This is a genomic window from uncultured Pseudokineococcus sp., from assembly GCF_947499845.1.
Classification (GTDB): domain Bacteria; phylum Actinomycetota; class Actinomycetes; order Actinomycetales; family Quadrisphaeraceae; genus Pseudokineococcus.
On sequence record NZ_CANMPM010000005.1, the window covers coordinates 175833 to 201096 of the forward strand.

Here is a 25264-nt window from a genome sequence, read left to right on the forward strand (position 1 = left end):
GCGACTCACCGCGTGGCGCCCCGGCAGCCGTCGGGGCGGTCACCGGTGCCCGCGAGCACCGGTGACCGCCCCGAGAGGTGCTGCGGCTCAGACCTCCTGGCTGCGGCGGCGACGGAGCGCGAGGAGGCCCGCGCCGCCGGCAGCGGCGAGCGCGGCGCCGCCGACGAGCGAGGCCGTGGGGACGCCACCGGCCGTCCCGCCGTCACCGGCGTCGGCGCCGCCGCCCGGCATCGCCATCGAGGCGACGTCGAGCGTGCCGCAGGCGGCCGGGTCGGTGGCCTCCTCGGGCAGCGAGGGGTCGAGGTCGGACACGACGTCGCCGTCGTAGCTGCCCGACCCGTTGAGGTCGACGCCGTGCAGGACGACGACGCCGTCACCGTCCGCGATCTGCTGGGCCACCTCCGGCGAGACCTCGAGGGTGCGCGAGTAGGACGCGTCCCCGACCGGGAAGCGGTCGACGGCGAGGCCGCTGTCGGGGGAGGAGTCGCCCTCGGTGGTGAGGGAGACGGCGATGCCGCCGTAGCTGCCGGCGGCGTCGCTCACCTGCAGGGCGCCGTCGGCGCCCGAGCCCTCGGTGTCGTTCGACGGGCAGGAGTTCGTCCCGCCGATGTGGATGTGCTGGGCGTGCGGGGCACCGGCGAGCAGGCCGCTCGGCGTGATGCTGATGGTCAGCTCGGTGCCCGAGATCGAGCCGGTGACGTCGGCGGTGACGCCCGAGTCGTTGAGCTGGGTGAGCGAGCCCGTGAGGTCGGTCGAGCTCGACGTCGAGGCCATCGCGGGTGCGGCGAGCGGCAGAGCCGCGAGGCTCAGGGCGGCTGCCAGGGCGAGCGTGCGCTTCGGGTCCATGGGGCGCCTTCCGTGGTGGTGACCGCTCACCCGGCGCAGGGCGCGACGGCAGCGGTACGGGCGAGAAGCCCGCATGGCGAAGAAGATCACCTATCGCGCCGCTTGGCTACCCTTCGTGAGATCCGATGACGTGAGGTGACGACGGGTCGGTGGTGGGGACGACGTCCGCAACTCCCGTCCCTTGCCCCGCCGCGACGCCCGGAAGGAGGCTGCAGCCGTGCGCCGGCTGGTCGTCTCCGTCCTCACCTCCCTCGACGGCGCCTACGTCGGCCCGGGGGGCGACCTGTCGGTGCTGCCCTTCGAGGACGCCTTCAACGACCACAACCTGGCGCTGCTGAGGCGGGCGGGGACGCTGCTCTACGGCTCGACGTGGTTCTCCGAGAACTGGTCGCACTGGTCCGCCGTGGCGCAGGACCCGGCGTCGGGGGAGCGCGACCGGGAGATCGCGCGGCTCGTGACGTCGCTGGACTCGCTCGTCGTCAGCGACACGACCGACGTCGACACCGGCGCCCTCTGGGCCGCGACTACGCGCGTCGTCCGGCGCGACGACGCGCCCGCGGAGATCACCCGGCTGAAGGCCGGCGACGGCGGCGACCTGCTCCTCTTCGGCAGCGCGACGACGTGGAACCCCCTGCTGGCGCAGGGTCTCGTCGACGAGCTCGTCGTCCTCGTCGGGGCCGGGCTCGCCGGCGACGGCGCACGGCTCTACGCCGGGCCGCCGGCGGGGCTCCGCCTGCTCGAGGCGCAGGTGCTCCCGGGCTCGCAGCTCGTCCGGCTCCGCTACGACGCGACGCCGACCGCGGGCTGAGCCGGGGCGGGCGCGCGGCGCTACGCCGGTCGGTTCAGCCGGGCGACCAGGCGTAGGTGGCGTCCGGCTCGCCCTCCTCGGTCGTGGAGCCGTCGCTCGTCCCGACGAGCACGAAGCCGGCGCGCTCGTAGAAGGCCCGGGCCCGGGCGACCACGCGGCCGCCCTCCTCGGCGACGGTCACGACCTGCGACGGCAGGACGACGTCGGTGAACCAGGCGCGCGTCTCCTCGCGCGGGTGCAGCCGCGGCAGCCACGGCATCGCCTGCTCGCGGGCGTCGTGGTGGACGGCGGCCAGCGCGACGGCGTCGGCCGGGGTGGCCGGTCGCAGGCGCGCTGCGGCGCGGCGTCCCTCGCCGTCAGCCATGGAGGGGGAGCTTGTAGCCGCGGTGCGAGGCGACGAAGCCGAGCCGCTCGTAGAAGCGGTGGGCGTCGGTCCGCGAGCCGTCGGTGGTGAGCTGGACGACGGCGCAGCCGCGCCGGCGCGCCTCGTCGACCACCCAGCGCAGCAGCGCCGTCCCGAGACCGGTGCCGCGCAGGTCGCCCCGCACGCGGACCGCCTCCACCTGCGCTCGCGTGGCGCCGCGGCGCGAGAGCCCGGGCAGCACGCCCAGCTGGAGGGTCCCGACGACCTCGCCGGCGCGCTCGGCGACGACGACCTGCTGGGCGCCGTCGGCGTCGACGCGGGCGAGCGCCGCCCGGTAGGGCTCGAGGTCCTCGGGTCCGTCGAGGCGCTCTCGACCCGCTCCGAGGGGGTCGTCGGCGAGCATCGCCACGACCGCCGGGAGGTCGCCGGCGACGGCGTCCCGCAGCACGACCGACGTCCCGCCCACCACCAGCTCGGCCAGCACCGTCACAGGGCCAGCATGCCGCCGTCGGTGGCCCGGGGTGTCGGGTCGGTCCTGGACCGGCCCGGCGGCGCCGAGTCCGACGTTGCGCGGGTCCCGGAGGGCTCCCGACCCGCGCGACGTCGGACTCGCGGCATGACGTCGGACTCGAGCCACCCGCCCTTCGCCCAGGACGGGTCGGGGCGGGGGTCGGCGCTCCTCAGGCCGCGTCGGCGGCGCTGACCTCGAGGAGGCTGCGCCACGGGTCCTCGAAGCGCAGGGTGCGCCCGTCGTGCTGCGCGTCGACGCCGTGTCGCCGCAGCCGCTCGGCGAGGGCGTCGACGTCGGACGCGGAGGGGACGACGACGGAGACCTGCCCGAGCCCGATGGTCGCCGCGCGGGCGCCGGCGCCGCGGCTGCCCCAGCTGTTCATGGCCATGTGGTGGTGGTAGCCGCCGGCCGCGACGAAGATCGCCCCGTTCCACTCGGCGGTGAGCTCGAAGCCGAGGGCGTCGACGTAGAAGTCCTTCGCGGTCGCGACGTCGCCGACCTTGAGGTGCACGTGGCCCACCTCGGCGCTCGTCGCGGGGCGCTCGACGAGGTGGTCGCGCAGGAAGCCCTGCGGGTCCAGCGGCTCGGCGCCCATGACGACCCGGCCGTCGCGGTAGGACCAGTCCTCGCGGGGCCGGTCGCGGTACAGCTCGATGCCGTTGCCCTCGGGGTCGATGAAGTAGAAGGCCTCGGAGACGAGGTGGTCCGCGGACCCCACGTAGACCGACCGCGGGTGGCGGGCGGCCGAGGCGACGACGTCGGCCAGCGCCGAGCGGTCCGGGAAGAGGAGCGCCGTGTGGAACAGGCCCGCCTGCCCCGGCGCGGGGGCGGGGAGCCCGGGGGTGAGGACGAGGACGACGAGCGCCGTGCGCCCGCGGCCGAGCACGACGACGTCGCCCGCCGCCGCGCCCGGTGCGCCGCGGTCCGTCGCGGTGCGGGCGTCGTCGCCGGAGAGCTCCTCGAGGCCCAGCGCGTCGCGGTAGTACGCCGTCATCCCCGCGAGGTCGGCGACGTGGAGGGTGACGGCGTCCATCGTCGTCGCGCTCGGCAGGAGGTCGTGCGCGGGCCGGGGCGCCGCGGTCGCGCCGTCGAGGACGGCGGAGGGGGTCGGGCGGTCCGGCATGACGGTCTCCAGAGGTTGTCGCGTGAACCAGAGAGGTCGACGGTACGCCGATACAGTCGTCGCGACAACCATCGAGGGGGATGCATGAGCACGGAGTGGCTCGACCGGCGCCAGCTGGCGGCGTGGGTGCGCGTGGCGTCCGTGCTGGAGGTGCTGCCCGGCGTGCTCGACGGGCAGCTGCGGCGCGACGGCGGCGTCACGCTCTTCGAGTACTTCGTGCTGGCCGTCCTCACCGAGGCGCCCGGCGGGACGATGCGCATGAGCGCGCTGGCGCAGCGGACGAACGCCACCCTCCCGCGGCTGTCCAACGTGGTGCGGCGCATGGAGTCCCGCGGGCTGCTCGTCCGACGCCGGGCCGACGACGACGCCCGCGCCACCGACGTGGGCCTCACCGAGGAGGGGTGGGCGACGACGGAGCGGGCGGCGCCGGGCCACGTCGCCGCGGTGCGCCACCACGTCGTCGACGCGCTCACGCCCGAGCAGCTCGACCAGCTCGTCGCCATCACCGACGCCCTCCTCGAGCGCCTCGACCCGACCGGCGGCATGGCGGCGACGTACCGCCGCTACGACGGCTGACGGCGGACCGGCTCCCGCTCACCCGCCCGCGACGCGGGCCCTCTCCTCCGCGGGGGTGCGGCGCCCGAAGACGCCCACGCCGAGGCCGACGGACACCACGAGCAGCAGCGACATGACGACGAGCAGCGGCACGGGCCCGAGCTGGGCGATGAGCGGCAGCGCCGCCGCGGTGACGAGCCCGCCGCCGAAGAAGGGCTCGAAGGCGAGCTGCTTGTAGCCGAACGCCTCCATGGCCGGGGTGGCGGCGTGCGGGTCGGCGACCCGGATGAGGATGAGGCCGGTGGCGGTGACGCCGAGGGACTGGCCGAGGTCGCCCACCCCGCGCTCGAACCAGAAGCGGGGGATCATCCGGCGGGCCAGGACGACGAAGACGCCGATGTTCCAGGCGAGGCCGGCGACGGCCAGCAGGAGGAACGTCACCCAGTTCGACGCGATCGCCTGGAGGGACAGCGTGGCCAGGGCGCTGATGATGAGCAGGTCGAGGGCGATGCCCTGGATCCGCAGCATCATCTGGCGGTCGACGATGCCCGTGGTGTCGTAGCGGTCCACGAGCTTCTGCACGAGGACGCCGCCGATCATGGCGAGCGGGAACAGCGGCACGTAGGCGAAGAGCTCGATGGTGTCGGCCCACAGCGCGGCCTCGAGCGCCTGCAGCCCCTCGAGCACGGCGAGGCCGACGAGCACGGCGACCGCGACGACGGCGAAGTGGATGGCGAGCGGCTCCACCGACGCCGTGCGCACCGTGAGCATGGCCGCCGGCTCCTGCTCGTCCTTCTCGTAGAGCCCGCGCTGCTCGGCGAGCGACGTCTTCGCGTCCGCCTCGAGCACCTCGGCGCGCCCCGTCCGCACCCCCCAGTTGATGAGCGCGATGCCGACGACGACACCCGAGACGACGCCGATCGTGGCGAGCCCGAGCGCCAGGTCCTGCCCCTCGGGGAAGCCGAGCTCCTCGAAGGTGGAGCCGAGGCCGGCGGCCGTCCCGTGGCCGCCCTCGAAGCCGACCTCGATGAGCGCGCCGACGAGCGGGCTCTGCCCGAGCAGGGGCACGAGGACGAGCACCGCGAGGAGCAGGCCGATGACGTACTGGCCGGACGCCATCGTCACGCCGAGGGCGAGCTGCGGGCCGGCGAGCTCGGCGGCCTGACGCGCCTTGGGGATGCGCTCGCCGAGGAAGAGGGTGGCGAAGACGACGGAGATGAGCAGGCCCGGCAGGGAGGACCAGACCTCGAGGAACTCCTCCGGCCAGGCGCCGCCGGCGAGGGGTGCGCCCTCGCCCCCGATCGCGCGGGCGACGGCGCCGACGACGCCCGGCCCCAGCACGAGGGCGAGGAAGCCGCCGATGATCGAGCTGGGCAGGAACAGCTTCTGCGCCGTCCTCGACCGGATGCGGAGGAACTTGGCGACGAGGAGGACGACCCCCAGCACCAGCAGGCTCAGACCGACGACCTCTGCGGACACGGTGGCTCCCAGGGCTCCGGGGGCGGGGGCCCCGGCGGGGGCCCGATGGGTCCGCACACCGTGACGGCTCGGGACGGACCGGACAACCCCCCTCGCGCGGGCCGGGGCGGCGCGCGTCAGCGCAGGTGCTGCACGAGGCGGCGCTCGCCGGCGGCCGGGTCGACGACGACCTCGGCGAGGGCGCCGTCGACGAGCGCGAGCTGCGGCGGCACGTGCCCGCAGTCGACGTCGACGACGACGGGGACCTCGAGGCCGGCGAGGGCGCTGCGGACGGCGTCGTGCTGGGAGAAGGAGCCGCTCGCCGGTGCGCCCGTCCGCCCGACGAGGACGGCGGAGGCGACGTCGAACCAGCCGGCGAGGCGCATGCGCCACAGGTCGCGGGCGACGTCTGTGGCGCCGTCCCCGCCGGCCTCCAGGTGCAGCAGCAGGCCGTCGTCGCCGGCGTGCGCCGCGGCGAAGGCGCGGACGTCGCCGTAGGGGGTGCCCGCGAGGATCGACGTCGTCTCGACGCACCCGCCGAGGAGCCGCCCGCGGGCGCGCACGGGCCCGGCGCCGGGGTCGAGCAGCTCCCACGTGCCGGTGCGGTCGTGGGTGGGCTCGGTGACGGCGGGGTCCGCCTCCCAGTCGTCGAAGCCCTCGGCGCGGTGGGCGGTCGAGGGCCCCTGCGCCAGAGCCGCTCCGGCGGGCGCGGAGACCACGTCGAGCCAGGGGAGCAGCGGCTCGGGCACCCGGTAGGGCGTGTCGAGGAGGTTCGGGCCGTGCAGCGTCGCCCACGCGAGCCGCGTCGTCAGGGCCAGCGTCAGCGTCGAGGTGTCGGAGTAGCCGACGAGCCACGTCGGCTCGGCGGCGGCGAGGGCGTCCCAGTCGAGCAGCGGCAGCACCTCGACGGCCAGCTCGCCGCCCCACGGCGGGACGACGGCGCGGACCTCGGGGTCGAGGAGCATCGCCTGCAGCTCCGCGGCCCGCTCGGCCGCCGGGGCGCTGACGTGCTCGCCGTGGCGCAGGCCCGGCCGGTCGACGACGCAGGCGCCGACCCGCACGCGCAGGCCCCGCCGGCGCAGGACGTCGACCGCGACGTCGAGCCGCGGCGCCAGCGGTGCCGGCACCCCGCTGGACGGCGCGGTCACCCCCACGACGTCGCCGGGGCGCAGGGGGCGGGGGAAGCGGACGGTCACGGCGCGAGCGTGCCACCGCGGGTGCCACCCAGGGCGGGGAGCCGGCGGGCTAGGAGGCCTCGCGGGGGTGGCGGGGCCACGGCCGCGGCACGCGGCCCTCGCTCTCGGGCCACCCGACGTCGTTGAGCTCGTAGACTACCTGACCCTGCTCCGTGGTGGTGCCGGAGGCGTCGGTCAGCGTCAGGGCGCCGCGAGCCCGGTAGCGCTCGTAGGAGGGCCGGACCCCGAGCTCGTCGTAGCGGGCGCGCTGCTCGCCGCCCGGCTCGGTCGCGGCGTGAGCGTCCAGCTCGACGAGCGGGTGGCCGCGCTCGACCACGAGCTCGACGACGCGCCCGCCGTCCCGGGCGACGTGCCGCGCCCGCGCCGGGCGCTCCCCGCCGCTCTCCGGGTCCCGCTCGGTCTCGACCGTGCTCTCCACCGCGCCGCGGCGGTCGACGACGACGGCGCCGGTGCTGTCCATGACGCCGAGGAGCGGCATCCGGGTGAGCCCGTAGCGGTCGCTCGTCACGAGGTCGAAGACCATGGCGGTGAGGCGCTCGCCGTGGAAGCGGCCCCACAGCCAGTGGTGCCACGAGCCCACCAGGTCGACGTCCGTCCACTGGTGGTCGGAGTAGCCCTGGCCGGCGACGTCCCACGTCCGGCCGTCGACCGTCACGGTGCCCGACACGCGGCAGCGCGCCACCGCCTGGACGGCGAAGTGGTGCTCGCCGTCGCCCCCGAGCGCGACGTGCCCGGTGCCGCCGGGGCGGTAGGGACGGACGAGCGCCTCGCAGACCAGGTGCAGCCCCGGGCCGTCGTCGGGGGCGACCTCGACGTCCAGGTGCCGGAGGTCACCGCTGGTGCGGTGGGGGCCGAAGGGGAGCTCGCAGCGGGTGGTCCCGACGTCCGCCACGTCGACGACGCCCGGGACGGCGCGCTGGTGCCGGCGCCCGTCGGGCGTCGTCAGGAACAGGTTGACGAGCGTGGCGGCGCGGCCCTCGCCCGCGGGCCCCACCAGGCAGAAGGCGACGGCGACGGCGGTCCCGTCGTCCGTCCCCGCCTCGACGTGCCACAGCTCGCTGCGCCCCTCGGCGACCTCCTGCCGGCGGCCCACCTCCCACGGCTCGGTCTCACCGGGGCGGAGCCCCAGCCGGGCGAGGTCCTCGGGGGCGGTCAGCAGGCGTGCGCGCGTCATGCGGGTCCTCTCGACGGACGTGGCGGTCGGTCGCGGTGGCGGTCGTGGTCGGGGCGTCCGCGGCCGGCGCTCAGTGCTTGAGCACCTCGTGGCGCAGCATGTGGAGCACGCCGACCCGCAGGCCCGGCGTCGCGGCCGCGGCGGTGCGGCGGACGAAGCGGTCGTCCTCCAGCTGGTCCAGCAGCATCGCGGCGAGGTCGCCGCGTGCCATCAGCGGCCCGTCGATCCGGGTCTCCGCGACCGCGTAGCCGGTGCCGTCCCGGTCGACGAGCCCGGGCGGCCGCACGACCGTCCAGTCGAGGTCGCTCGCGGTGACGAGGTCCTCCATGCGCTGCATGTCGTCGTACACGGTGCGCCCCAAGTGGTCCCGCATGAGCGAGCGCGACAGCCGGGCGACGGCGCGGGGTGCCGGGTGCCCGGTGTCGACGCCCCCGGAGGTGACGACGACGAGCCGCCGCCTCCCGTGGCGGCGCATCGCCGCGACCAGGAGCCGGGCCGTCACGGAGTAGACCTCGACGGGCTTCCGCGTGAAGGCCGTGCCGATGGTGCAGACGACGGCGTCCGCCTCCGCCACCGCGGCGTCGACGACGGCCTCGTCCGTCGCGTCCCCGGCGACGACGCGCAGCCGGGGGTGCCCGTCGGGGTGGCGCTCCAGGGAGAAGGACTCGGGGTGGCGGGTCAGCGCGTGGACCTCGTGGCCGCGCTCGAGCGCCTGGTCGACCGTGCGGCGGCCCGTCGGTCCGTTGGCGCCGAGCACGAGGAGCCGGCGGTGGCGCAGGGGCGCGCGCTCGGCGCTGTCCGGTGAGGAGGGCATGCGGCGAGCCTGCACCCGACTAGCAGAGACCTGCAAGTGGACGCTGCGACGATGCGGTCGTGGACGCGGACCGTGCCCTGACCGAGGCGGAGCTGGACGGCGTCGTGACGTGGAACGTCGTCCGCGTCGCGCGCTACCTGGGCCAGCGCCTGGCCGAGCGCCTCGCCGAGCTGGACCTGCACCCGGTGCACTTCGGCGTCCTCGCGCAGCTCGACATCACCGGGCCGATGTCGCAGGCCGACCTGGCACGGGCGGTGCTCCTGCGCCCGCAGAGCATCGCCCCGCTGCTCGACGGCCTCGAGCGGCGAGGTCTCCTCGAGCGCACGGGCGAGCGCGCGCGCGGACGGCGGAACCCGGTGCGCCTCACCGCGTCCGGCCGGGAGGCCCTCGAGGGGGCGTGGGGTGTCGCCCTGTCGAGCAACGACCTCCGCGACTCCGGGCTGACTGCCGAGGAGGGCGGCGAGCTGAACCGCCTCCTGCTCAAGGTCGTCGGGGCGAGCCGGGGGCGGGTCGACGACGACGCGGCGTGGGACCTCAGGGGGACGTAGGTCGACACGGAGACGGGGCGCCGCGCCGTCGTGGCGCGACGCCCCGCGCGCCGCCGGTGCCCCTCGCCGGGGCGCGGCCCCGCGACCGGCTCGGGCCGCCTCAGGCGCCGAGCCGCTCCAGGTCCTCGAGCAGGCCCGGGTGGGTCGGGGTCCAGCCGAGCGCCTCGCGGGTCCGGGCGCTGGAGGCGGGCTGGTCGAGGGCGAACACCGGCCCGAAGGGGCCGAAGTCCTCGACGGGCAGCGACCGCACCGGGAGGCCCAGGCGGCGGCCGATGACGGCGGCGATGTCGCGGACGGCGTCGCCCTCGTCGGCGACGGCGTGCCAGGCCGTCCCTGCGGGAGCGCCCTCGAGCACGAGGCGGAACAGCGACGCCGCGTCCGCGGCGTGGACGGCGGGCCAGCGCTGGGTGCCGTCGCCGGGGTAGCCGGCCACGCCGCTGGCGCGGGCGGCGTCGGTGAGCAGCCCGGCGAAGCCGCCCCGTCCGTCGGCGTGGACGGTCCGGGGCATGCGGACCGCCGCGGAGCGCACGCCGCGCTCGGCCAGGGCGAGGACGGCGGTCACGGTCTGCGCCCGGCGGGCGACGGGGCCGTCGAGGGGCAGGGGGTCCTCCTCGGTGGCGGCGCGGCCCGCGACCCACGGCGTCCCCGAGACGGTGACGAGCGGCCGGTCGCTGCCCACGAGCTCCTCGCTGAGGGCGGTGGCCGCGGCCTCCTCCTCGGCCATGCCGGCCTCGACGGACTCGGTGGACCCGTAGTCGCGGCTGAAGGCGAGGCTGACGACGCCGTCGGCGTCGCGGGCGCCGGCGCGCAGGACGTCGAGGTCGGCGAGGCCGCCGCGCAGCGGGCGGGCGCCGGCGGCCGTGAGGGCGTCGGCGGAGCCCTGCGAGCGGGCGAGGGCGGTGACGGTGTGGTCGTGGGCGAGCAGCTCGGCGACGACGGCGGTGCCGATCGTTCCGGTGCCCCCGGTGCCCCCGGTGACGAAGACGTGCACGACGTTCTCCTCGGGTGGGTGGGCTCCCAGCCGTCACTGATGCGACTGGTGTCCCGTCACCGTAGCCCACCGATGCGACAGGTGTCGCGTCGGTAGTCTCGGCCCATGCCGCGATGGGAGCCGGGAGGCCGGGAGCGCCTCGTCGTGGCGGCCGTGGACCTCTTCACCGAGCAGGGTTACGACGCCACGACCGTCGCCGAGATCGCCGAGCGCGCCGGCGTCACGCGCAGCACCTTCTTCCGCCACTTCTCGGACAAGCGCGAGGTGCTGGTGGCGGGGCAGGAGTCGCTGAGCCGGCTCCTCGTCGAGGGGGTCGCCGAGGCGCCTCCGGGGGCCACCCCGCTGGAGGCGGTGGCGGAGGGCCTCGCCCGCGCGTCGGGCGCCATGGGCCCGCTGAACCGCGAGCTCGGTCCCCGGCTGCGGGCGGCCGTCGCGGCCAGCGCCGAGCTGCAGGAGCGCGACGCGCTGAAGAGCGTCGGCATGGCGGCCGCCGTCACCGGGGCCCTCGTCGAGCGGGGGGTGCCCGACGCCGCGGCGCACCTGGCCGCCGAGATGGGCGTCCTCGCCTTCAAGCTCGGCTACGCCCGGTGGTCCGAGGGCGACCGGGCCGAGGACGAGCCGTTGGCCCCCCACACCGCGGCGGCCCTGCAGGAGCTCGTGGCTGCGAGCGCCTCCCTGTCCTGAGGGGAGCGCCACCGGCCCGACGTGGTGGACCGGGGGCGCCGGTCAGAAGACGGCGACGGGGTTCACCGGCACGCCCGTGGCGCCGCGCAGCCGCGGGGGCGCCAGCACGAGCAGGAAGGCGCTGCGGCCGAGCTCGGCGCACACCGCGGCGAGCTCCTCGACGGCGGCGCTGTCGACGAGCGGCATCCCGAGCCGGGCCAGCCCGACCATGTGCAGCGGCATCGGCACCGGACCCTCGAGCGGGGGCACGGCGTCCCCGACGTCGCCCGCGTAGACGGCCACGTCGCGCCGGTGCATCCAGGCGACCGCGTCGAGCGTCATGCCGGGCGTCGGCTCGTCGGCCTCCCAGGAGACCTCCCAGCCGGTGCGGACGACGAGCGCGTCACCGGGCTCGAGCCGGACGCCGGCGCGCTCCTCGGCGGCGTCGAGGTCGGCGGCGGTCACCGGGTGCGCCGGCGGCAGCCGGTCGCCCGGCGCGAGGTCGAGGAGCACCCCGCGGGTCACCACCCCGTCGGCGAAGGCCGTCGTCGAGCCGTGCTGGACGCCGGCCGCCGTGACGGCCTCCGCGAGCGGGCGCCGGGGGTGCACCTCGCCGTCCAGGGGCATGTGGACGACGGCGTCGAGGTGGGTCAGGCGCGGGTCGTGGGGGACGACGGTGAGGACCTCCGACATCCCCATGGGCGGCACCCCCGTCCAGAGGAGGGCCTGCTGGACGGGCGGGGAGGCCGGCGCGGGCGGGGCGAAGGGGTTGCTCGCGACCGGCGCCGGGTCGATCGGGCGGGCCAGCGGCACGTGCCGCCCCGTGCGCACCTCGGCGGCGGCCCGGGCGCGCACCGCGTCGGTGACGAGGTTGAGCGTCCCCCGCTCGTCGTCGTCACCCCAGCGACCCCGGTCGTCGGGCAGCTGCTCCCGGTCGTGCGAGCGGTCCTCGTCGGTCTCGGCCACGCGGTCCGTCCCTCCGTCGTCGTCCGCCCCCGAGCAGCGAGCACCCCCGGAGCCGTGCGCCCCGCGTCCCGGCCAGGCTGCGGCGTGGTCGTCCTTCGCGCACCTCGCGGCGTCGACGGCGGCGTCCGGCGGACGGCCTAGCTGGTGGCCATCCGCTGCGTCCCGACGACGGCGAGCACCTGCAGCTTCTCGTGGTCCTCGGTGCCGGGCTGGGCGGTGTAGACGAGCAGCGAGTGGGACTGGTCGGGGTCGAGCAGCCGCTGGCAGCTGAGCGAGAGGGGGCCGACCTCGGGGTGGACGAAGCGCTTGACGTCCTCGGGCACCAGGCCGACCTCGTGCTGGTCCCACAGCGCGCGGAACTCGGCGTGGTCACCCAGCAGGTCGACCAGGTGCGCGGCGCGGGAGGCCGGGCCCCGGAGGGTGACGACGCGGCGCAGGTGCGAGACGTACAGCCGTGAGAGGTGCTCGTGCTCGGCGGGGTCGTGCCGGCTGCGAGCCTCGGGATCGGTGAACCAGCGGTACCCCACGCTGCGGGCCGGGCCGGTGAAGCGGGTGCTGTCGCCCAGCAGCGCCCTCGCGAGCGGCGTCTGCCGCAGCGTCTCGCCCAGCTCGCTGACCACCTCGGCCGGCGTGTCGACGAGGCGGTCCATGATGCGCTGGAGCCCCGGGCTGACGTGCGCGCTCGCCGCGCCCCGCGGGGGCGGCTGGTGCCCGGCCAGGCGCAAGAGGTGGTCGCGCTCGTCCAGGGTCAGGTGCAGCCCCTGGGCCATGGAGGCCACCATCTCCAGCGACGGCTGCGGGCCCCGCTGGCGCTCGAGCCGCGCGTAGTAGTCGGTCGACATGTGGCACAGGGCCGCCACCTCCTCGCGGCGCAGCCCGTCCGTGCGCCGCCGCGGGCCGCGCGGCAGGCCCACGTCCTCGGGCTGGACCGCCTCGCGCCGGGTGCGCAGGAAGTGCGCCAGCCCGTCCCTGTCGACCGTCACCGCGGACCTCCCGACCTCGTCACGGCCGCCGCCGACGGGCGCCCGGTCCTGTCTACCCGTGCGACGGCGCGGTGAGCCACGGCCTGCCGGTCCCCCTCTCGCGGTGAGCTCTCCGGGGAGGGCGGCCGGTCGCGGACGTGCCGCCCCGGCGCAGGGGCGGACCGGCGGTCCGTGGCTCCGCGGGTCCCTTGTCCCGGTCCGGGCGGTGGCGGAGCGTCGAGCCCACGCCGACCCCGGCGCCGTCGGGACCCGCCGGCGACCACCGCAGGACCTCCAGGAGGAGCCATGCCCCGCCCTCGCAGCACCACGACGCTGCCGGACCTCTCCGGCCGCCTCGCCGTCGTCACCGGAGCCAGTGACGGCGTCGGCCTCGTCGTCGCCCGCCGGCTGGCCGCCGCCGGGGCCGAGGTCCTGCTCCCCGTCCGCAGCCCCGCCAAGGGCCGGGCGGCGCTGGAGACCATCACGGCGGCGGTGCCCCGCGCACGGGTCTCCCTGCGCGAGCTCGACCTCGCGTCGCTCGCGTCCGTCGCCGCGCTCGGCCGCACGCTCGCGGAGGAGGGCCGCCCCGTGCACCTCCTCGTCGCCAACGCCGGCGTCATGACGCCGCCGGCGCGCACCACCACCGCCGACGGCCACGAGCTGCAGCTCGGCGTCAACCACCTCGGCCACGTCGCGCTCGTCGCGCACCTGCTGCCGCTGCTGGCGGCCGGGCGCGTCCGGGTCGTCTCGCAGATCAGCATCGCGGCGATGCGCGGCTCGGTGCGCTGGGACGACCCCGACTGGGAGCAGCGCTACGACGGCCAGGCCGCCTACTCCTCCTCCAAGATCGCGCAGGGGCTCTTCGCCCTCGAGCTGGACCGGCGCAGCCGGGCCCACGGCTGGGGCCTGACGTGCGCGCTGTCCCACCCCGGCGTCGTGCCCACGGGCCTGCTCGCCGCCCGGCCCGAGATGGGCCGCGACCGCGACACCCCGCAGGTGCGGCTCATCCGCCACCTCTCGCGCTGGGGCCTCGCCGGCACCCTCGAGACGGCGCCGCTGCCCGCGCTCGTGGCCGCCACCGCGCCCGAGCCCGCGGGCGGCCTGATGTTCGGCCCGCGGGGCCTCGGCCACGTGAGCGGCGGCCCCGCCGAGCAGGCGCTCTTCCGGCCGCTGCGCAGCACCGCCGACGCCGCGCGGGTCTGGGGCTGGTCGGAGCGGCTGGCCGGCGTCCGCCTCCCCGAGGGCGCGCTCGAGCCGGTCGCGCCGTGGCGGGGCGCCACCTCGTGACCGCGCGGACGTGGACGGCGCCCGAGGTGACGTCGTCGCCGGCCCCGCGCTCCCGGCGCCGGCGGGCCGCGGTGGCGCTCGTCGCCGCCGTCCTCACGGCCGCCGTCACGCTCACCCCGGTGGGCGAGGGGTGGGCCTGGGGCGCCCCGGGGGAGGAGCTGCGCTGGTACCTCGCCGGGCTCGACCACCCCGGCACGCTCGTGCAGCTGCTCGGCAACCTCCTCCTGCTCGTCCCGCTCGCCCTCACCGTCCACCGGCTGGAGGAGCAGGTCGCCCGTCCGCGGGTCCTCGTCGCGCTGGCCGTCGCCACGGCGGCCTCGATCGAGGTCCTCCAGCTGGCGCTCCCGCTCGGCCGGGTCGTCTCGCCGCTGGACGCGGCGCTCAACGCGACCGGCGCCGTGCTGGCCGTGGTCGTCGCCGAGGCGCTGGCGACGGCGGCTCGCCCCGGCCGCCGTCCGGCCCGCACGGCCCGCGCCCGGGCGGCCTGAGGGCGCCCGACCGACCGTCTCGCCTCGCGCCGGGGCTGACGGGTCGCCAGGGTCGTGGGGCCGGCGCGGACGCGCCGGCGCGCGACGACGACGGAGGACGCATGGCCACCTGGCTCATCACCGGATGCTCGACGGGGCTCGGACGCTCGCTCGCCGAGGCGGTCCTCGAGCGGGGCGGGCAGGCCGTCGTCACGGCGCGCGACCCCGGGTCGGTGCAGGACCTCGTCGACGCCCACCCGGACACGGCGCTCGCGGTCGCGCTCGACGTCACCGACGGCGAGCAGGTCCGAGCCGCCGTCGCCGCGGCGGAGGAGCGCTTCGGCGGCGTCGACGTCCTCGTCAACAACGCCGGGTACGGCTACCGCGGCGCCGTCGAGGAGGGCGACGAGGGCGACGTCGCGCACCTGTTCGCCACGAACGTCCACGGACCGGTCGCCATGGCGAAGGCCGTGCTGCCCGGCATGCGGGCCCGCCGCAGCGGCACGATCGTCAACATCTCCTCGATCGGCGCGCGGGTGTGCCCGCCCGGCTCCGGCTACTACGCCGCGACGAAGGCGGCGCTCGAGGGCCTCAGCGGGTCGATGCGCGCCGAGCTCGCGCCCCTCGGCGTCACCGTCATGGCGGTCGAGCCGGGCGGCTTCCGCACCGACTTCGCGGGGCGGTCGCTGACGGGCACGCGAGTGGTCATCGAGGACTACGACGAGACGGTCGGGGCCCGGCGCAAGGAGAACGACCGCGCGCACGGCACCCAGCCCGGCGACCCCGCCAAGGCCGCCGCGGCGATGATCACCGCCGTGGAGTCCGGGCGGGCGCCCGGCCTGCTGATGCTGGGCAGCGACGCCCTCTCCTCGATCGACCAGGTGCTCGACGCCCAGCGCGCCGAGATCGACGAGTGGCGCGAGCTCAGCGCGAGCACCGACCTCGACTGAGAGCTCGGTCCGGCGAGAGCCCCACGGGGGCCGCGCTCACTGCCACGCTGGGCTCGTGGACGTCTCGAGCGTGACCGTCGGGCTGCCGGTGAGCGACCTGGCCCGGGCGGTGGCCTGGTACCAGCGGGTGCTGGAGCTGGGGGAGCCCGACGTCGAGATCGGTGACGACCTCGTCGAGTTCCAGGTCGGGCCGGTCTGGTTGCAGCTCGGGCAGGGAGTCACGGCCCGCTCCGGCGCCGAGGTCGTCCTGCGCCTCGGGGTGGCCGACGCGACGGCCGAGCGCACGCGGATGGTCGGGCTCGGCGTCGAGGCCAGCCCCGTCGAGCACGTCGAGGGGGTGGTGGACCACTTCGAGCTCCACGACCCGGACGGCAACCGGCTCGGCGTCTACGCGCTGGTGGAGGGTTCCCCGACGCCGTAGGGGCCGTCGCTGCGGCGCCGTCCGGTCCCCGCTCGCCGCCAGGGGCTCAGGACCTGGTCGGCGTCCCTGCCGTCGCGGGAGTGTGCAGCGTCGCCCACGCGGTGTCGAGCGCGGCCTCGAGGGGCCAGCTCGCGCGCTCGGGCTGGCTGAGCAGCAGTCCGCCCTGGATGGCGGCGAGCACGGACGTGGCGAGGCGGTCGGGGTCGGCGGCCGGGTCGATGCTCCCGGTGGCCTGCATGCGGCGGACCCCGGCGGCGAGGCGGGTGCGCCAGGTGGTCCACGCCGTCCGCAGGAAGGCGGCGGTCTCGGCGTCCGTGGCGGCCATCTGCGCGGTGAGCGACCCGATCGGGCAGGCCCAGCGCCCGAGGCCCAGGTAGTACGCCTCCAGCCCCTGGCGCCACGCCTCCCACGACTCCCACGTCGAGAGGTCCGACAGGTGCGGCTCCTGCGCGGCGAGCAGCTGCTCGCCCTCCCACTGCGCCACGGCGCGCACCAGCTCGGCCTTGCCGCCGGGGAAGTAGTGGAAGAGCTGGCTCTTGCTCGTGAGCGTCGCGGCCCGGACGTCGTCGAGGCTCGTGCCGTCGACGCCGGCGTCGAGGATCCGCAGCGCCGTCGCCTCGACGATGCGCTGGCGCGTCGCCCGACCCTTCTCGGTCAGCCCGCCCGTCGTCCGCTCGCTCATGCCCACCAGCCTACGTCGCTGGACCGTCCGGTCCAGCCATACTATGATTGGACCATGCAGTCCAATGAGCAGACCGTGGCAACCCTCCCCCGTGACGCCCGCCTCGAGGGCCGCACCGCCGTCGTCACCGGCTCGTCCAGCGGCATCGGGGAGGCCATCGCCCGCGTGCTGGCCTCCTCCGGTGCCGAGGTCGTCGTGCACGGCCGTGACGCCGCCCGCACCGAGGCGGTCGTCGCCGCCATCCGCGCCGACGGCGGCACCGCCCACGCCGTCACCGCCGACCTCGGCGCGTCCCCCGACGCCGTCCGCGACTTCGCCCGCGAGGCCACCGCCGCGCTCGGCGGCCGCGTCGACGTCCTCGTCAACAACGCCGGCGTCTACCCCGCCGGGCCCACCGCCGCGACGTCCGACGCCGAGCTCGAGGCCGTGTGGGCGCTGAACATCCGGGCGCCCCACGTGCTCGTCGGCGCCCTGGCGCCCGCGATGGCCGAGCGCGGCAGCGGCGCCATCGTCACCGTCGGGTCTTAGATGGCCCGCACGGGCGTCCCCTTCGGTGCCGTGTACACCGCGAGCAAGGCGGCGACGGAGCAGTTCACGCGCACCTGGGCCGCCGAGTACGGCCGGTCCGGCGTCCGCGTCAACACCGTCGCCCCCGGCGCCACGTCGACCCCGGGCAACGCCGGCGCCGAGGAGGCGCTGGCCGCCATGACCGCGACCACGCCGGCGGGCCGCCCCGTGCGCCCCGTCGACATCGCCACGGCCGTGCGCTGGGTCGTCACCGACGAGGCCGCCTTCGTCCAGGGCGCGCTGCTCGACGTCGACGGCGGCCTCTCGGCCACCCGCTACCTGCAGCCGGCCTGAGTCGTGGCCACCACCAGCCCCCAGCCCTCGACCGACCAGTTCCCGACCTACCGGACCCCGGAGCCCCGGCCCTCCGCGGTCGGCCCCCTCGCCCGCCTCGCGGGCAGGACGGCGCTCGTCACCGGCGCCACCAGCGGCATCGGTCGCGCCACCGCCGTCCGCCTGGCCGCCGAGGGCGCGTTCGTCGCCGTCGGCGGCCGGGACGTCCGGCGCGGCCAGGCCGTTGTCGCGGAGGTCACCGCGGCGGGCGGGCGCGCCGTCTTCGTGCCCGTCGACCTCGACGGGACCGAGGCGACCTCCCACGACGCCGCCGCCCGCGCGGAGGCGGCGCTCGGCGGCCGCGTCGACGTCCTCGTCGACAACGCCGCCGTCGTCTCGGTGTCCTCCACGGCGCAGACGACGGAGGCCCAGCTCGCCGAGGCGTGGGCCGTCAACGTGACCGGGCCCTTCTTCCTCGTGGCCCGGCTCGCCCCGGCGATGGCCGCCCGCGGGGGAGGCGCCGTCATCGGCATCAGCTCGTGGATGGCGCAGGGCGGCACGCCCGTGGTCCCGGCGTACTCGGCGTCCAAGGCCGCGGCGGACGCGCTCGTCCGGAACTGGGCCACGGAGTTCGGGCCCGCCGGTGTCCGCGTGAACTCCGTGAGCCCGGGCGTCGTGCGCCCCGTCGACGACCGGTCCGACCCGGGCTGGCCGTCGGTCGTGGGCACGCCGCTCGGCCGGTTCGTGCGCCTCGAGCAGGTCGCCGCCGCGGTGGCCTACCTGGCGAGCGACGACGCGGAGGGCGTGCACGGCACGCGCCTCGACGTCGACGGCGGCCGGACCAGCACCGCGGTCGTCGCCGGCTGAGGCGGGCCGGGGGCCCGCCTCAGCCGTCAGGTCGAGCCGTAGAGCTCGCGGGCGGAGCCGACGAGCTCGGCCGCGCACGACGGCTCGTCGTCGCGCCACCAGGCCAGCCAGACGGGCACGGGCTCCGCGTCGAGGAACCGGTCGGTAGACGAGGCCCGGGCGCGGGTGCTGCCACGCGGTGGCCTCCGAGGTGATCCCGATCGCCTGCCCGGCGGCGATGAGCGAGAGCCACTCGTCCACGGAGTGGGTGTCGCGCGTCGCGGCCGGGGCGGCCTCGGGGGGTCACACGTCCTCGGTGCGCCAGGTGGTCGCCGAGGCCGTCCTGCCGCCGCTGGCCCGGCCGCCGCTGCGCCGGTCGACCTGGTCGCAGTGGTGGCCCGTGCTGCTGCTGGCCCTCGTCTTCGCCGGCATGAACCTGGCGCTCTACACCGCCGTCGACCGCATCGGCCTGGCCCTGGCCGTGACGCTGGAGGTCCTCGGGCCTCTGGGCGTGGCGCTGGCCGCGTCCCGCTCGCGCCGCGACCTGCTCACCGCGCTCGTCGCGGCGGCCGGCGTCTACCTCCTCGTGCTGCCCGGCCCTCGAGCGACCTCGTGGGCGTCGCCGTCGGCGTCGCCGCCGGGGCGTGCTGGGCGGCCTACATCGTGATGAACCGGGTGGTCGGCCGGCGGCTGCCGGGGCTGCAGGGCCCCGCCCTGGCGAGCGGCCTGTCCGCGGTGGGCTACCTGCCGGTCCTCGTGCTCGTCACCGCCGACGGTCGGTGGGACGCCGAGACCCTCCTGCGGGTGCTCGCCACCGGGCTGCTGTCCTCCGTCGTGCCCTTCGCCGCCGACCTCGTGGCCCTGCGCACCGTGCCCCCGCGCCTGTTCGGAGTCCTCTCGAGCACGCAGCCGGTGCTCGCGGCGCTGGTCGGTCTCGTGCTGCTGGGCCAGGTCGTGGCGGCGCACGAGTGGGCCGGCATCGCCGTCGTCGTGGTGGCGAACGTGCTGGCCGTCACGTCTGCGTCGCGGCGCAGCCGGCGGAGGAGCGGCGGTCGGGCTCCCTCGGTGGACGGGGGCGACGCCGCGTCCGGTGCCTGAGCGCCTACCGCAGGTGGTGCTCGACCGCGCGAGCGCTGCGGTCGGGGACGACGGCGGGGACCTCGCCGTGAGCTCGCTGCGCCCGCAGCCGGCGCCGCAGCTCCCACAGCCGGTCCTGCTCCAGGCGGATCTGGCGGAGGCGCTGCTCGTCGTCGACCGACCTGCTGGCCCGCTGCAGCAGCCGGTGCTCCTCGGCGACCAGCTCGGTGAGGTCGGCGGCCAGGTCCTCGGGGCGGAGCGGCTGCTCGATCATGGCGTCTCCCTGCTGTGCGGGCCTGGGGCGCGGGACGTCGGTGCCGACGTCCCCGCTGCCGCGGAAGGGTGCTGCGACATCTTGAGCACGAACTCGGCCCGGTGGGTGGCGCGCGGGGCGATCGGGGGCGACGGTCTGCCGCGACGGGCAGCCGCCCGGCGTCCCGGCCTCCCGCCCACGAGCTCGCGGCGCCGTGCGGGCGAGCGATCCGCGGCCCTCCCCGTCGTCGTCCGTCACGCAGCCCGGGGCGTCCGTCCGGGCAGGACGAGCGTGGCGCCGAGGACGACGACGGCGCAGACGACGAAGGCCGCCGGCAGGCCGACCTGCGCGGCCAGGGCACCGGTGGCGGAGGCGCCGACGGCCTGCCCGGCGGTGAGGGCGACGAAGAGCGTCGCCGTGGCCGGTCCGGCGGCGTCCGGTCGCAGGTCGCCGGCCCAGGCGATGAGGACGCCGGACAGGGCCGTGTAGGCGCCGCCGAAGACGGCGCCGGCGACGGCGGCGAGCACCACCTGCCCGGGGGCGACGGCGAGGACAGCGGTGGCCGCCGCGGTGAGCGTGACCGTGGGGACCCAGGACCGGCGCAGCCCGAGCAGGCGCACGGCGTCGCCGCTGGCCGCGCCGAGGACGGCCGCCGCGCCGAGGAGCACCCACAGCGCCGCCGTGGTCCGCTCGGGCAGGCCGCCGGTGGTGGTGACGAGGTCGCGCCCGAAGGTCCACACCGCCGCGCTGCCCAGCCCCGCGACGGCGGCGGCCAGCACCGGCCGCGCCATCGTCCGGCGCGGTGACCTCGGGGTCCCCAACCCGCTGCGCCGTCCGGAGTCGCGCTCCGGCGGCGGTACGGGCCAGGTGGCGGACCGGTCGACCACCGCGGCGGTGAGCACGGCGGCCACGGCCGCGGCGAACCACACGGGGCGCCAGACCTGGGGCGCGGCGAGGACGGCCGCGCCGGTGACGGCGACCCCGATGCCGGTGCCGGCGTTGACGACCGACTGCGCCCGGTCGACCAGCGGGCCGCGCGCGGTCGAGGCGACGGCGACGACCAGCGACGGCGAGGCCGCGCCGGCGGCGCCCCCGGCGACGAGCACGCCCACGGCCAGCGCCGCCGCCGACCACGACAGCGACACGAGGAGCGCACCCGCGGCGGCCAGGGCAGCGGCCAGCCACAGCGCCGTGCGCGCGCCCCGGGCGGCGATGAGCCGCTGCGCGACGAGGGCCGCGACGCAGTAGGCCGCGAAGCTCCCGGAGGCGATGGCGCCGGCGAGGCCGGGGGGCAGCGAGAACTCGGCCGACAGCTGCGGCAGCTGCAGGCCGTACCCGAAGCGGACGACGCCGTAGGTGAGCGCGACGAGGCCGGTCCCGGATGCGACAAGGGAGCGGACGCGACGGGGCCGCTCGGGATCGGCGCCCCTGGGCGTCGACGCCCCCGCCGTGTCGCAGGGCGCCTGCTGTAACGATCGCTTCACCATAATGGTCGTTATAGTAGAGGCATGCCGACGAGGACCGCACGCCGTCCGGCTCGTGAGCGCCTGCTCGACGCCGCCGAGGAGCTCTTCTACGAGCACGGGGTCGCCGCGACCGGCGTGGACGCGGTGCTGCGGCGGGCGGAGGTGGCGCCGGCGACCCTGTACGCGCACTTCGCGGGCAAGGACGGGCTCGTCGCGGCCTACCTGCAGCGCCGCCACGAGCGCTGGCGCGAGGCGTGGGACGCTGAGCTGGCCCGCTGCGGGGACGTCGCGGACGCCCGGGTGCTCGCGGTCTTCGACGCTCTCGACGGCTTCCCCGCCGAGCCGGGCAGCGCTCGCGGGTGCGCCTTCCTGGCCGCGTCCGTGGAGGTCGTCTCCCCCGAGCACCCCGCCCACCGGTGGCTGGTCGAGGACACCCGGCTGCTCGTCGACCGGCTCCACGCGCTGTCGGCGGCCACCGGCGCCGCCGACCCGGCGGCCCTGGCCGCCGAGCTGCTCGCCCTCTACGACGGCGCCCTCGCCGCCCGGGCCCGGCGCGCCGTCACCGGCGGGGCCCTGCCCGACCTGCCGCCGGTGCGCGACCTCGCCGCCGCGGCCGTGGCGCGACATCGCGGCGGCGAGTCGGGCGCGGGCGGGTGACCGACGCGACGAGGCTCACGTCGTCCGCGCGGTGGCAGGAGCGCTCGGGGCAGGCCCTACGGCGGAGGTGCGGAGCACCGCGCGGCTCGAGCGCCCACCGTGCCCCTGCCCGTGCGCTGGTGGCGGCCGCCGGTCGCGACATCGAGGCTGCGGCCACCACGGGCGCCGTCCGCGACGACAGGCTCGATGTCGTCGCCGAGGCGGAGGTCGTCGTCCCGGTGCGGTCTGACGCGGGACCACGGGCCCGAAGGCTCTCGGGGTCGCCCGTCAGGTCGAGGGCCCCCAGCGCAGCGGCGGCCGGTCGGGGAAGAGGGCCGTCTGCAGGGCCGACGCCTGCGCGCGCCAGAAGGTCCGGGAGACCTGCCGGCGCGGGAAGAGCGCGTCGAAGCCGTGGAAGGCTCCCTCGACGACGTCCAGGGCGCACGCGACGCCCGCCTCCCGCAGCCGGTGCGCGTACCGCACGTCCTCGTCGTGGAAGAGGTCGAGCGTGCCGACGCCGACCCACGCCGGCGGCAGCCCGGTGAGGTCGGCGCGACGGGCGGGGGCGGCGTACGCCGAGACGCCGGGGCTGCCGGGCGGGACGCCGAGGTACGAGGTCCAGCCGTAGCGGTTGCTCGCGGGCGTCCAGACCCGCACCCCCGGCACGGGCGCGCCGTCCCGCACGACGGTCCGGTCGTCGATCATCGGGTAGACGAGCAGCTGGAAGGCGACGGCCGGCCCGCCCCGGTCGTGCGCCAGGAGCACGAGCCCCGCGGCCAGGCCCCCGCCGGCGCTCGCCCCGCCCACGGCGATCCGCTCCGGGTCGACCCCGACGTCGCCCGCCCCGGCCGCCAGCCAGCGCAGCGCGGCGTAGCAGTCCTCCACCTGGGACGGCGCCTGCGCGCCGGGGGCGAGCCGGTACTCGACGCTCGCGACGACGACGCCGAGGGTCCGGGCGAGGTCCATGTTCGCGCGCTCGTCGATGAGCGCTGTGCCCGAGACCATCCCGCCACCGTGGATCCACAGCAGCGCCGGGACGCGCCCCTGCGCCGAGCGGGGCCGGTAGGTCCGCACCCGCACCGCGGGCGCGCCGTCCGGGCCCGGGACCGCGTGGTCCTCGACCAGCAGGTCCTCGCCCCCGCTGGTGCCCCGAGGTCTCACGCGGTTGAGCAGCGACGTCGACACCGGCCCGAAGCGCACCGGCGGGATGAGGCGGCCGACCGCCAGGTCGGGGTGGAAGCGGACCACGGCGGGCCTCCTGCGTCTGCGTGCTGCGGGTGGGTGGGCGTCGCCCGGGCGGGTGCTCGGACGCGCGAGGGTTCGGGAGACCGCGCCCGTCGAGGACCGGTGGTCCGCGCAGACGACGGCGACGACGCCGCGCACCCATGCTGCAGGACTCGAAGGAGTTGTCGTCGTCTCCGCCGGCTGACCCGCGACGTCTCACCGTCGCGCCAGCGCCGGCGTCTCCGGAGCGCGCCGCGATCCTCAGCCGGACCACCTCGCCGTCCCGGCGCCTCGTCGGGCGCGGAGGCCCCGCTCGGTGCCGGTCGGCGCGATGCGCGTCCGCTCCGTCGTGGCTCTCGCCCCGACGTCTGCCTGTCCCGGTCGAGGACCTCGCACAGCCGGGCAGCGAGGGGACCACCTGCTCGCGCGGGCGACCACCGCGGGCCACCGGCGGGGTCACGTCGGCTGGCCCTCACCTCTCGGCGAAGGCGGTGAGGGGCACGGCTCTCGACCTGGCGTGCGGTGCTCGCTGGCCCGGGACCGTCCACGAGCTTAGCGACGGTCGTCGGTCGGTCGCCGTCACGCGGTGGAGGGGTGCTGTGGGCCCCGCTCGCGCGACGACCCCGCTGAGGCGGGGTGCCAGGACGGTCCTACCGTGGCGTCGGCCGTGGTCGTCGACGTGGGGGAGCTCCCGTGGTGCCTGCTCCGGACCGCTTCGTGCTGGGGGACGCCGAGGTCTTCCGGGTGGTGGAGTGGCTCGGTCCGCTGGCGCCCGTGGCGGACCTCTTCCCCGACACCCCGCGGGAGGTGTGGCAGGGGCACACCTGGTTGGCGCCGCACTTCCACGAGCGAGCCTCGGAGCGCTACCGGGCGGCGGTGCAGACCTGGGTGGTGCGCACGGGTGGTCTGACGGTGCTGGTCGACACCGGCGTCGGGAACGACAGGGACCGCCCACAAGCTCCGGGCTTCTCCTCGTTGGCCACCGACTTCCTCCGACGACTGGCCGCTGCCGGGGTGGCCCCCGAGGACGTCGACGTCGTGGTGAACACCCACATCCACTACGACCACGTCGGGTGGAACACCCGCCGTGACGGCGACCGCTGGGTGCCGACCTTCCCCAACGCCACCTACCTGCTGCCGGCGCCGGACGTCGAGCACTTCCACCCTGACAACGCCGACCAGGTGCGTGCGCCCCGGACCGAGGACGAGGCGCGTCGCTTCGCCGGGGCCCGCCTCGTCTACGCCGACAGCATCACCCCGGTCCTCGAGGCCGGGCAGGTGCGCGCGTGGCGGGAACCTCACGACCTGCCCGGCGGGATGCACCTGGCGCCGGCCCCCGGGCACACTGTCTCGTACCGGGTCTGATGGAGGCTCTCATCGCACGGGAGGATGAGAGTCATGGCAGCACCGAGGAAGTACCCGGACGAGCTCCGGGAGCGGGCGATCCGGATGGCGGTGGACGCCCGCAAGGACCCGGCGACGAGGTCGGGGGCGATCGCGAGGGTCGGTGGCCAGCTCGGCATCAACGCTGAGACGTTGCGGAACTGGGTGACCCAGGCCGAGATCGACGGCGGCACCCGGCCGGGGACGACGACCGATGAGGCCAGGCGGATCGCAGAGCTCGAACGAGAAGTGCGTGAGCTGCGGCGGGCGAACGACATCCTGAAGACGGCGTCGGCGTTTTTCGCCCAGGCGGAGCTCGACCGCCGACTGAAGTAGTCGTCGACTTCATCGACGCGCACAAGGACCGCTTCGGGGTCGAGCCGATCTGCACGGTGCTGCAGGTCGCCCCCAGCACCTACTACGCCGCCAAGACCCGCCCACCGTCGCCGCGGTCGATCAGGCTCTTCATACCTGCGGTGGGGGCGGTGACGACACGCCGGTCGTGGGCTGAAGGTGGGTGAGGGTCGAGGTCCTCAAGATCAGGAGCGACCAAGCAACCTGCTCAGCGAGGACCTCGACCGTGGACGACTCTACGTACTGCGCCCGCTCCTGCCCGGTCAAGCCCGCTGGGGTGGTGTACCTGGTGGTGCGCGTGATGCTCGTGGTTGGTCAGGCCGTGAGGGCCTGCAGGGGGTCGGTGCTCACCTCCTGACCGTTGCTGGTGGGCGTGGTGGTGGCGCCGCCGGGTAGGGC

Annotated in this window: 30 protein-coding genes, 1 pseudogene and 1 other annotated feature; of the genes and pseudogenes, 16 read left to right on the forward strand and 15 right to left on the reverse strand. The window is 76.7% G+C overall.

All coding sequences use genetic code 11. The annotated features are described in order from the left end of the window. Window positions 1–87: 87 nt before the first annotated feature. Window positions 88–846 (reverse strand): hypothetical protein, encoded by a 759-nt coding sequence (locus Q0789_RS07350; protein WP_298803687.1) that lies wholly within the window; start codon window positions 844–846, stop codon window positions 88–90. A gap of 217 nt (window positions 847–1063) precedes the next feature. Here Q0789_RS07350 and Q0789_RS07355 point away from each other — a divergent pair, with 217 nt between their 5' ends. Continuing rightward, window positions 1064–1654, forward strand: coding sequence for a dihydrofolate reductase family protein (locus Q0789_RS07355; protein WP_298803689.1), 591 nt, complete (start codon window positions 1064–1066; stop codon window positions 1652–1654). A 34-nt stretch (window positions 1655–1688) separates the two neighbouring features. Here Q0789_RS07355 and Q0789_RS07360 read toward each other — a convergent pair whose 3' ends face one another. From Q0789_RS07360 to Q0789_RS07370, 3 genes are all read right to left on the reverse strand, one after another. Continuing rightward, the gene (locus Q0789_RS07360; RefSeq protein ID WP_298803690.1) at window positions 1689–2018 is read right to left on the reverse strand and encodes a hypothetical protein; all 330 of its coding nucleotides are present in this window, start codon (window positions 2016–2018) and stop codon (window positions 1689–1691) included. After that, on the reverse strand, window positions 2011–2421 hold the full coding sequence (locus tag Q0789_RS07365; protein WP_366917675.1) for a GNAT family N-acetyltransferase: 411 nt from the start codon (window positions 2419–2421) through the stop codon (window positions 2011–2013). The genes Q0789_RS07360 and Q0789_RS07365 overlap by 8 nt, the downstream gene beginning before the upstream one ends. Window positions 2422–2698: 277 nt before the next feature. After that, complete coding sequence (locus Q0789_RS07370; protein ID WP_298803694.1) at window positions 2699–3652, reverse strand: VOC family protein; 954 nt, start codon at window positions 3650–3652, stop codon at window positions 2699–2701. Window positions 3653–3736: 84 nt separating this feature from the next. Between Q0789_RS07370 and Q0789_RS07375 the strand changes: the two genes are divergently transcribed. Next, a complete protein-coding gene (locus Q0789_RS07375; RefSeq protein ID WP_298803696.1) occupies window positions 3737–4228 on the forward strand; it encodes a MarR family winged helix-turn-helix transcriptional regulator in 492 nt (163 codons plus the stop codon). Between the two features lie 18 nt (window positions 4229–4246). Here Q0789_RS07375 and Q0789_RS07380 read toward each other — a convergent pair whose 3' ends face one another. From Q0789_RS07380 to Q0789_RS07395, 4 genes are all read right to left on the reverse strand, one after another. After that, on the reverse strand, window positions 4247–5686 hold the full coding sequence (locus tag Q0789_RS07380) for a sodium/glutamate symporter (RefSeq protein ID WP_298803698.1): 1440 nt from the start codon (window positions 5684–5686) through the stop codon (window positions 4247–4249). Between the two features lie 116 nt (window positions 5687–5802). After that, entirely contained in the window at window positions 5803–6861 is a 1059-nt protein-coding gene (locus tag Q0789_RS07385) for a S66 peptidase family protein (RefSeq protein WP_298803701.1), read from the reverse strand. Between the two features lie 49 nt (window positions 6862–6910). After that, window positions 6911–8035, reverse strand: a complete 1125-nt coding sequence (locus tag Q0789_RS07390) for a hypothetical protein (RefSeq protein ID WP_298803703.1) — start codon at window positions 8033–8035, stop codon at window positions 6911–6913. A 70-nt stretch (window positions 8036–8105) separates the two neighbouring features. After that, window positions 8106–8849, reverse strand: coding sequence for an NAD(P)-dependent oxidoreductase (locus tag Q0789_RS07395; RefSeq protein WP_298803705.1), 744 nt, complete (start codon window positions 8847–8849; stop codon window positions 8106–8108). Window positions 8850–8908: 59 nt separating this feature from the next. Between Q0789_RS07395 and Q0789_RS07400 the strand changes: the two genes are divergently transcribed. Then, complete coding sequence (locus Q0789_RS07400) at window positions 8909–9397, forward strand: MarR family transcriptional regulator (protein ID WP_298803707.1); 489 nt, start codon at window positions 8909–8911, stop codon at window positions 9395–9397. 100 nt (window positions 9398–9497) lie between these two features. Here Q0789_RS07400 and Q0789_RS07405 read toward each other — a convergent pair whose 3' ends face one another. Then, window positions 9498–10388 carry an NAD-dependent epimerase/dehydratase family protein gene (locus Q0789_RS07405; protein ID WP_298803709.1) on the reverse strand — a complete coding sequence of 297 codons (891 nt, stop codon included), beginning with the start codon at window positions 10386–10388 and terminating at the stop codon, window positions 9498–9500. Between the two features lie 105 nt (window positions 10389–10493). On the opposite strand from Q0789_RS07405, the gene Q0789_RS07410 reads away from it, so the two are divergent. Then, window positions 10494–11072, forward strand: coding sequence for a TetR/AcrR family transcriptional regulator (locus Q0789_RS07410; protein ID WP_298803711.1), 579 nt, complete (start codon window positions 10494–10496; stop codon window positions 11070–11072). Between the two features lie 42 nt (window positions 11073–11114). On the opposite strand, the gene Q0789_RS07415 is transcribed toward Q0789_RS07410, so the two are convergent. Both Q0789_RS07415 and Q0789_RS07420 read right to left on the reverse strand, forming a co-directional pair. Further along, window positions 11115–12017, reverse strand: a complete 903-nt coding sequence (locus Q0789_RS07415; RefSeq protein WP_298803713.1) for a cyclase family protein — start codon at window positions 12015–12017, stop codon at window positions 11115–11117. A 137-nt stretch (window positions 12018–12154) separates the two neighbouring features. Beyond that, on the reverse strand, window positions 12155–13000 hold the full coding sequence (locus Q0789_RS07420) for a helix-turn-helix transcriptional regulator (protein ID WP_298803715.1): 846 nt from the start codon (window positions 12998–13000) through the stop codon (window positions 12155–12157). Between the two features lie 285 nt (window positions 13001–13285). On the opposite strand from Q0789_RS07420, the gene Q0789_RS07425 reads away from it, so the two are divergent. The 4 genes from Q0789_RS07425 (at window position 13286) to Q0789_RS07440 (ending at window position 16104) form a co-directional block, all read left to right on the forward strand. After that, entirely contained in the window at window positions 13286–14266 is a 981-nt protein-coding gene (locus tag Q0789_RS07425; RefSeq protein WP_298803717.1) for an SDR family oxidoreductase, read from the forward strand. Beyond that, window positions 14263–14754 carry a VanZ family protein gene (locus Q0789_RS07430; protein ID WP_298803719.1) on the forward strand — a complete coding sequence of 164 codons (492 nt, stop codon included), beginning with the start codon at window positions 14263–14265 and terminating at the stop codon, window positions 14752–14754. Before Q0789_RS07425 ends, Q0789_RS07430 begins: the two co-directional genes overlap by 4 nt. Window positions 14755–14855: 101 nt before the next feature. Further along, on the forward strand, window positions 14856–15683 hold the full coding sequence (locus tag Q0789_RS07435; protein WP_298803721.1) for an oxidoreductase: 828 nt from the start codon (window positions 14856–14858) through the stop codon (window positions 15681–15683). 55 nt (window positions 15684–15738) lie between these two features. Further along, complete coding sequence (locus tag Q0789_RS07440) at window positions 15739–16104, forward strand: VOC family protein (RefSeq protein WP_298803723.1); 366 nt, start codon at window positions 15739–15741, stop codon at window positions 16102–16104. Window positions 16105–16150: 46 nt separating this feature from the next. On the opposite strand, the gene Q0789_RS07445 is transcribed toward Q0789_RS07440, so the two are convergent. After that, window positions 16151–16786 (reverse strand): TetR family transcriptional regulator C-terminal domain-containing protein, encoded by a 636-nt coding sequence (locus Q0789_RS07445; protein WP_298803725.1) that lies wholly within the window; start codon window positions 16784–16786, stop codon window positions 16151–16153. Between the two features lie 54 nt (window positions 16787–16840). On the opposite strand from Q0789_RS07445, the pseudogene Q0789_RS07450 reads away from it, so the two are divergent. From Q0789_RS07450 to Q0789_RS07465, 4 genes and pseudogenes are all read left to right on the forward strand, one after another. Then, window positions 16841–17647 (forward strand): annotated as a pseudogene (locus Q0789_RS07450) (SDR family oxidoreductase). A gap of 3 nt (window positions 17648–17650) precedes the next feature. Beyond that, a complete protein-coding gene (locus Q0789_RS07455) occupies window positions 17651–18493 on the forward strand; it encodes an SDR family NAD(P)-dependent oxidoreductase (protein WP_298803727.1) in 843 nt (280 codons plus the stop codon). 217 nt (window positions 18494–18710) lie between these two features. Then, window positions 18711–19139 carry a hypothetical protein gene (locus tag Q0789_RS07460; protein ID WP_298803729.1) on the forward strand — a complete coding sequence of 143 codons (429 nt, stop codon included), beginning with the start codon at window positions 18711–18713 and terminating at the stop codon, window positions 19137–19139. Further along, window positions 19085–19570: an EamA family transporter gene (locus Q0789_RS07465; protein ID WP_298803730.1), complete on the forward strand. Its 486-nt coding sequence runs from the start codon at window positions 19085–19087 to the stop codon at window positions 19568–19570. Before Q0789_RS07460 ends, Q0789_RS07465 begins: the two co-directional genes overlap by 55 nt. Before the next feature lie 4 nt (window positions 19571–19574). Here Q0789_RS07465 and Q0789_RS07470 read toward each other — a convergent pair whose 3' ends face one another. Next, a complete protein-coding gene (locus Q0789_RS07470) occupies window positions 19575–19823 on the reverse strand; it encodes a DUF2630 family protein (RefSeq protein WP_298803732.1) in 249 nt (82 codons plus the stop codon). Window positions 19824–20056: 233 nt separating this feature from the next. Next, entirely contained in the window at window positions 20057–21289 is a 1233-nt protein-coding gene (locus Q0789_RS07475; RefSeq protein WP_298803734.1) for an MFS transporter, read from the reverse strand. Between the two features lie 21 nt (window positions 21290–21310). On the opposite strand from Q0789_RS07475, the gene Q0789_RS07480 reads away from it, so the two are divergent. Next, window positions 21311–21925, forward strand: a complete 615-nt coding sequence (locus tag Q0789_RS07480) for a TetR/AcrR family transcriptional regulator (RefSeq protein ID WP_298803735.1) — start codon at window positions 21311–21313, stop codon at window positions 21923–21925. Window positions 21926–22192: 267 nt separating this feature from the next. Here the strand turns inward: Q0789_RS07480 and Q0789_RS07485 are convergent, their stop codons facing one another. Next, on the reverse strand, window positions 22193–23152 hold the full coding sequence (locus Q0789_RS07485; protein WP_298803737.1) for an alpha/beta hydrolase: 960 nt from the start codon (window positions 23150–23152) through the stop codon (window positions 22193–22195). Between the two features lie 669 nt (window positions 23153–23821). On the opposite strand from Q0789_RS07485, the gene Q0789_RS07490 reads away from it, so the two are divergent. The 3 genes from Q0789_RS07490 (at window position 23822) to Q0789_RS07500 (ending at window position 25223) form a co-directional block, all read left to right on the forward strand. Beyond that, the gene (locus tag Q0789_RS07490) at window positions 23822–24493 is read left to right on the forward strand and encodes an MBL fold metallo-hydrolase (RefSeq protein ID WP_298803739.1); all 672 of its coding nucleotides are present in this window, start codon (window positions 23822–23824) and stop codon (window positions 24491–24493) included. A gap of 33 nt (window positions 24494–24526) precedes the next feature. Next, window positions 24527–24847 carry a transposase gene (locus tag Q0789_RS07495; RefSeq protein WP_298803741.1) on the forward strand — a complete coding sequence of 107 codons (321 nt, stop codon included), beginning with the start codon at window positions 24527–24529 and terminating at the stop codon, window positions 24845–24847. After that, window positions 24805–24921 (forward strand) — a sequence feature (AL1L pseudoknot). Its footprint overlaps the gene before it by 43 nt. 170 nt (window positions 24922–25091) lie before the next feature. Continuing rightward, window positions 25092–25223 (forward strand): hypothetical protein, encoded by a 132-nt coding sequence (locus Q0789_RS07500; RefSeq protein ID WP_298803744.1) that lies wholly within the window; start codon window positions 25092–25094, stop codon window positions 25221–25223. The last annotated feature ends 41 nt before the right edge of the window (window positions 25224–25264 follow it).

Bases quoted from the DNA above. Each gene is read 5' to 3' on its own strand.
- Q0789_RS07495 (WP_298803741.1), top strand. From the start codon at position 24,527: ATGGCAGCACCGAGGAAGTACCCGGACGAGCTCCGGGAGCGGGCGATC.
- Q0789_RS07460 (WP_298803729.1), top strand. From the start codon at position 18,711: ATGAGCGAGAGCCACTCGTCCACGGAGTGGGTGTCGCGCGTCGCGGCC.
- Q0789_RS07435 (WP_298803721.1), top strand. From the start codon at position 14,856: ATGGCCACCTGGCTCATCACCGGATGCTCGACGGGGCTCGGACGCTCG.
- Q0789_RS07410 (WP_298803711.1), top strand. From the start codon at position 10,494: ATGCCGCGATGGGAGCCGGGAGGCCGGGAGCGCCTCGTCGTGGCGGCC.
- Q0789_RS07370 (WP_298803694.1), bottom strand. From the start codon at position 3,652: ATGCCGGACCGCCCGACCCCCTCCGCCGTCCTCGACGGCGCGACCGCG.
- Q0789_RS07350 (WP_298803687.1), bottom strand. From the start codon at position 846: ATGGACCCGAAGCGCACGCTCGCCCTGGCAGCCGCCCTGAGCCTCGCG.
- Q0789_RS07445 (WP_298803725.1), bottom strand. From the start codon at position 16,786: ATGAGCGAGCGGACGACGGGCGGGCTGACCGAGAAGGGTCGGGCGACG.
- Q0789_RS07470 (WP_298803732.1), bottom strand. From the start codon at position 19,823: ATGATCGAGCAGCCGCTCCGCCCCGAGGACCTGGCCGCCGACCTCACC.
- Q0789_RS07365 (WP_366917675.1), bottom strand. From the start codon at position 2,421: ATGCTCGCCGACGACCCCCTCGGAGCGGGTCGAGAGCGCCTCGACGGA.
- Q0789_RS07475 (WP_298803734.1), bottom strand. From the start codon at position 21,289: ATGGTGAAGCGATCGTTACAGCAGGCGCCCTGCGACACGGCGGGGGCG.
- Q0789_RS07390 (WP_298803703.1), bottom strand. From the start codon at position 8,035: ATGACGCGCGCACGCCTGCTGACCGCCCCCGAGGACCTCGCCCGGCTG.
- Q0789_RS07425 (WP_298803717.1), top strand. From the start codon at position 13,286: ATGCCCCGCCCTCGCAGCACCACGACGCTGCCGGACCTCTCCGGCCGC.
- Q0789_RS07480 (WP_298803735.1), top strand. From the start codon at position 21,311: ATGCCGACGAGGACCGCACGCCGTCCGGCTCGTGAGCGCCTGCTCGAC.
- Q0789_RS07375 (WP_298803696.1), top strand. From the start codon at position 3,737: ATGAGCACGGAGTGGCTCGACCGGCGCCAGCTGGCGGCGTGGGTGCGC.
- Q0789_RS07395 (WP_298803705.1), bottom strand. From the start codon at position 8,849: ATGCCCTCCTCACCGGACAGCGCCGAGCGCGCGCCCCTGCGCCACCGC.
- Q0789_RS07360 (WP_298803690.1), bottom strand. From the start codon at position 2,018: ATGGCTGACGGCGAGGGACGCCGCGCCGCAGCGCGCCTGCGACCGGCC.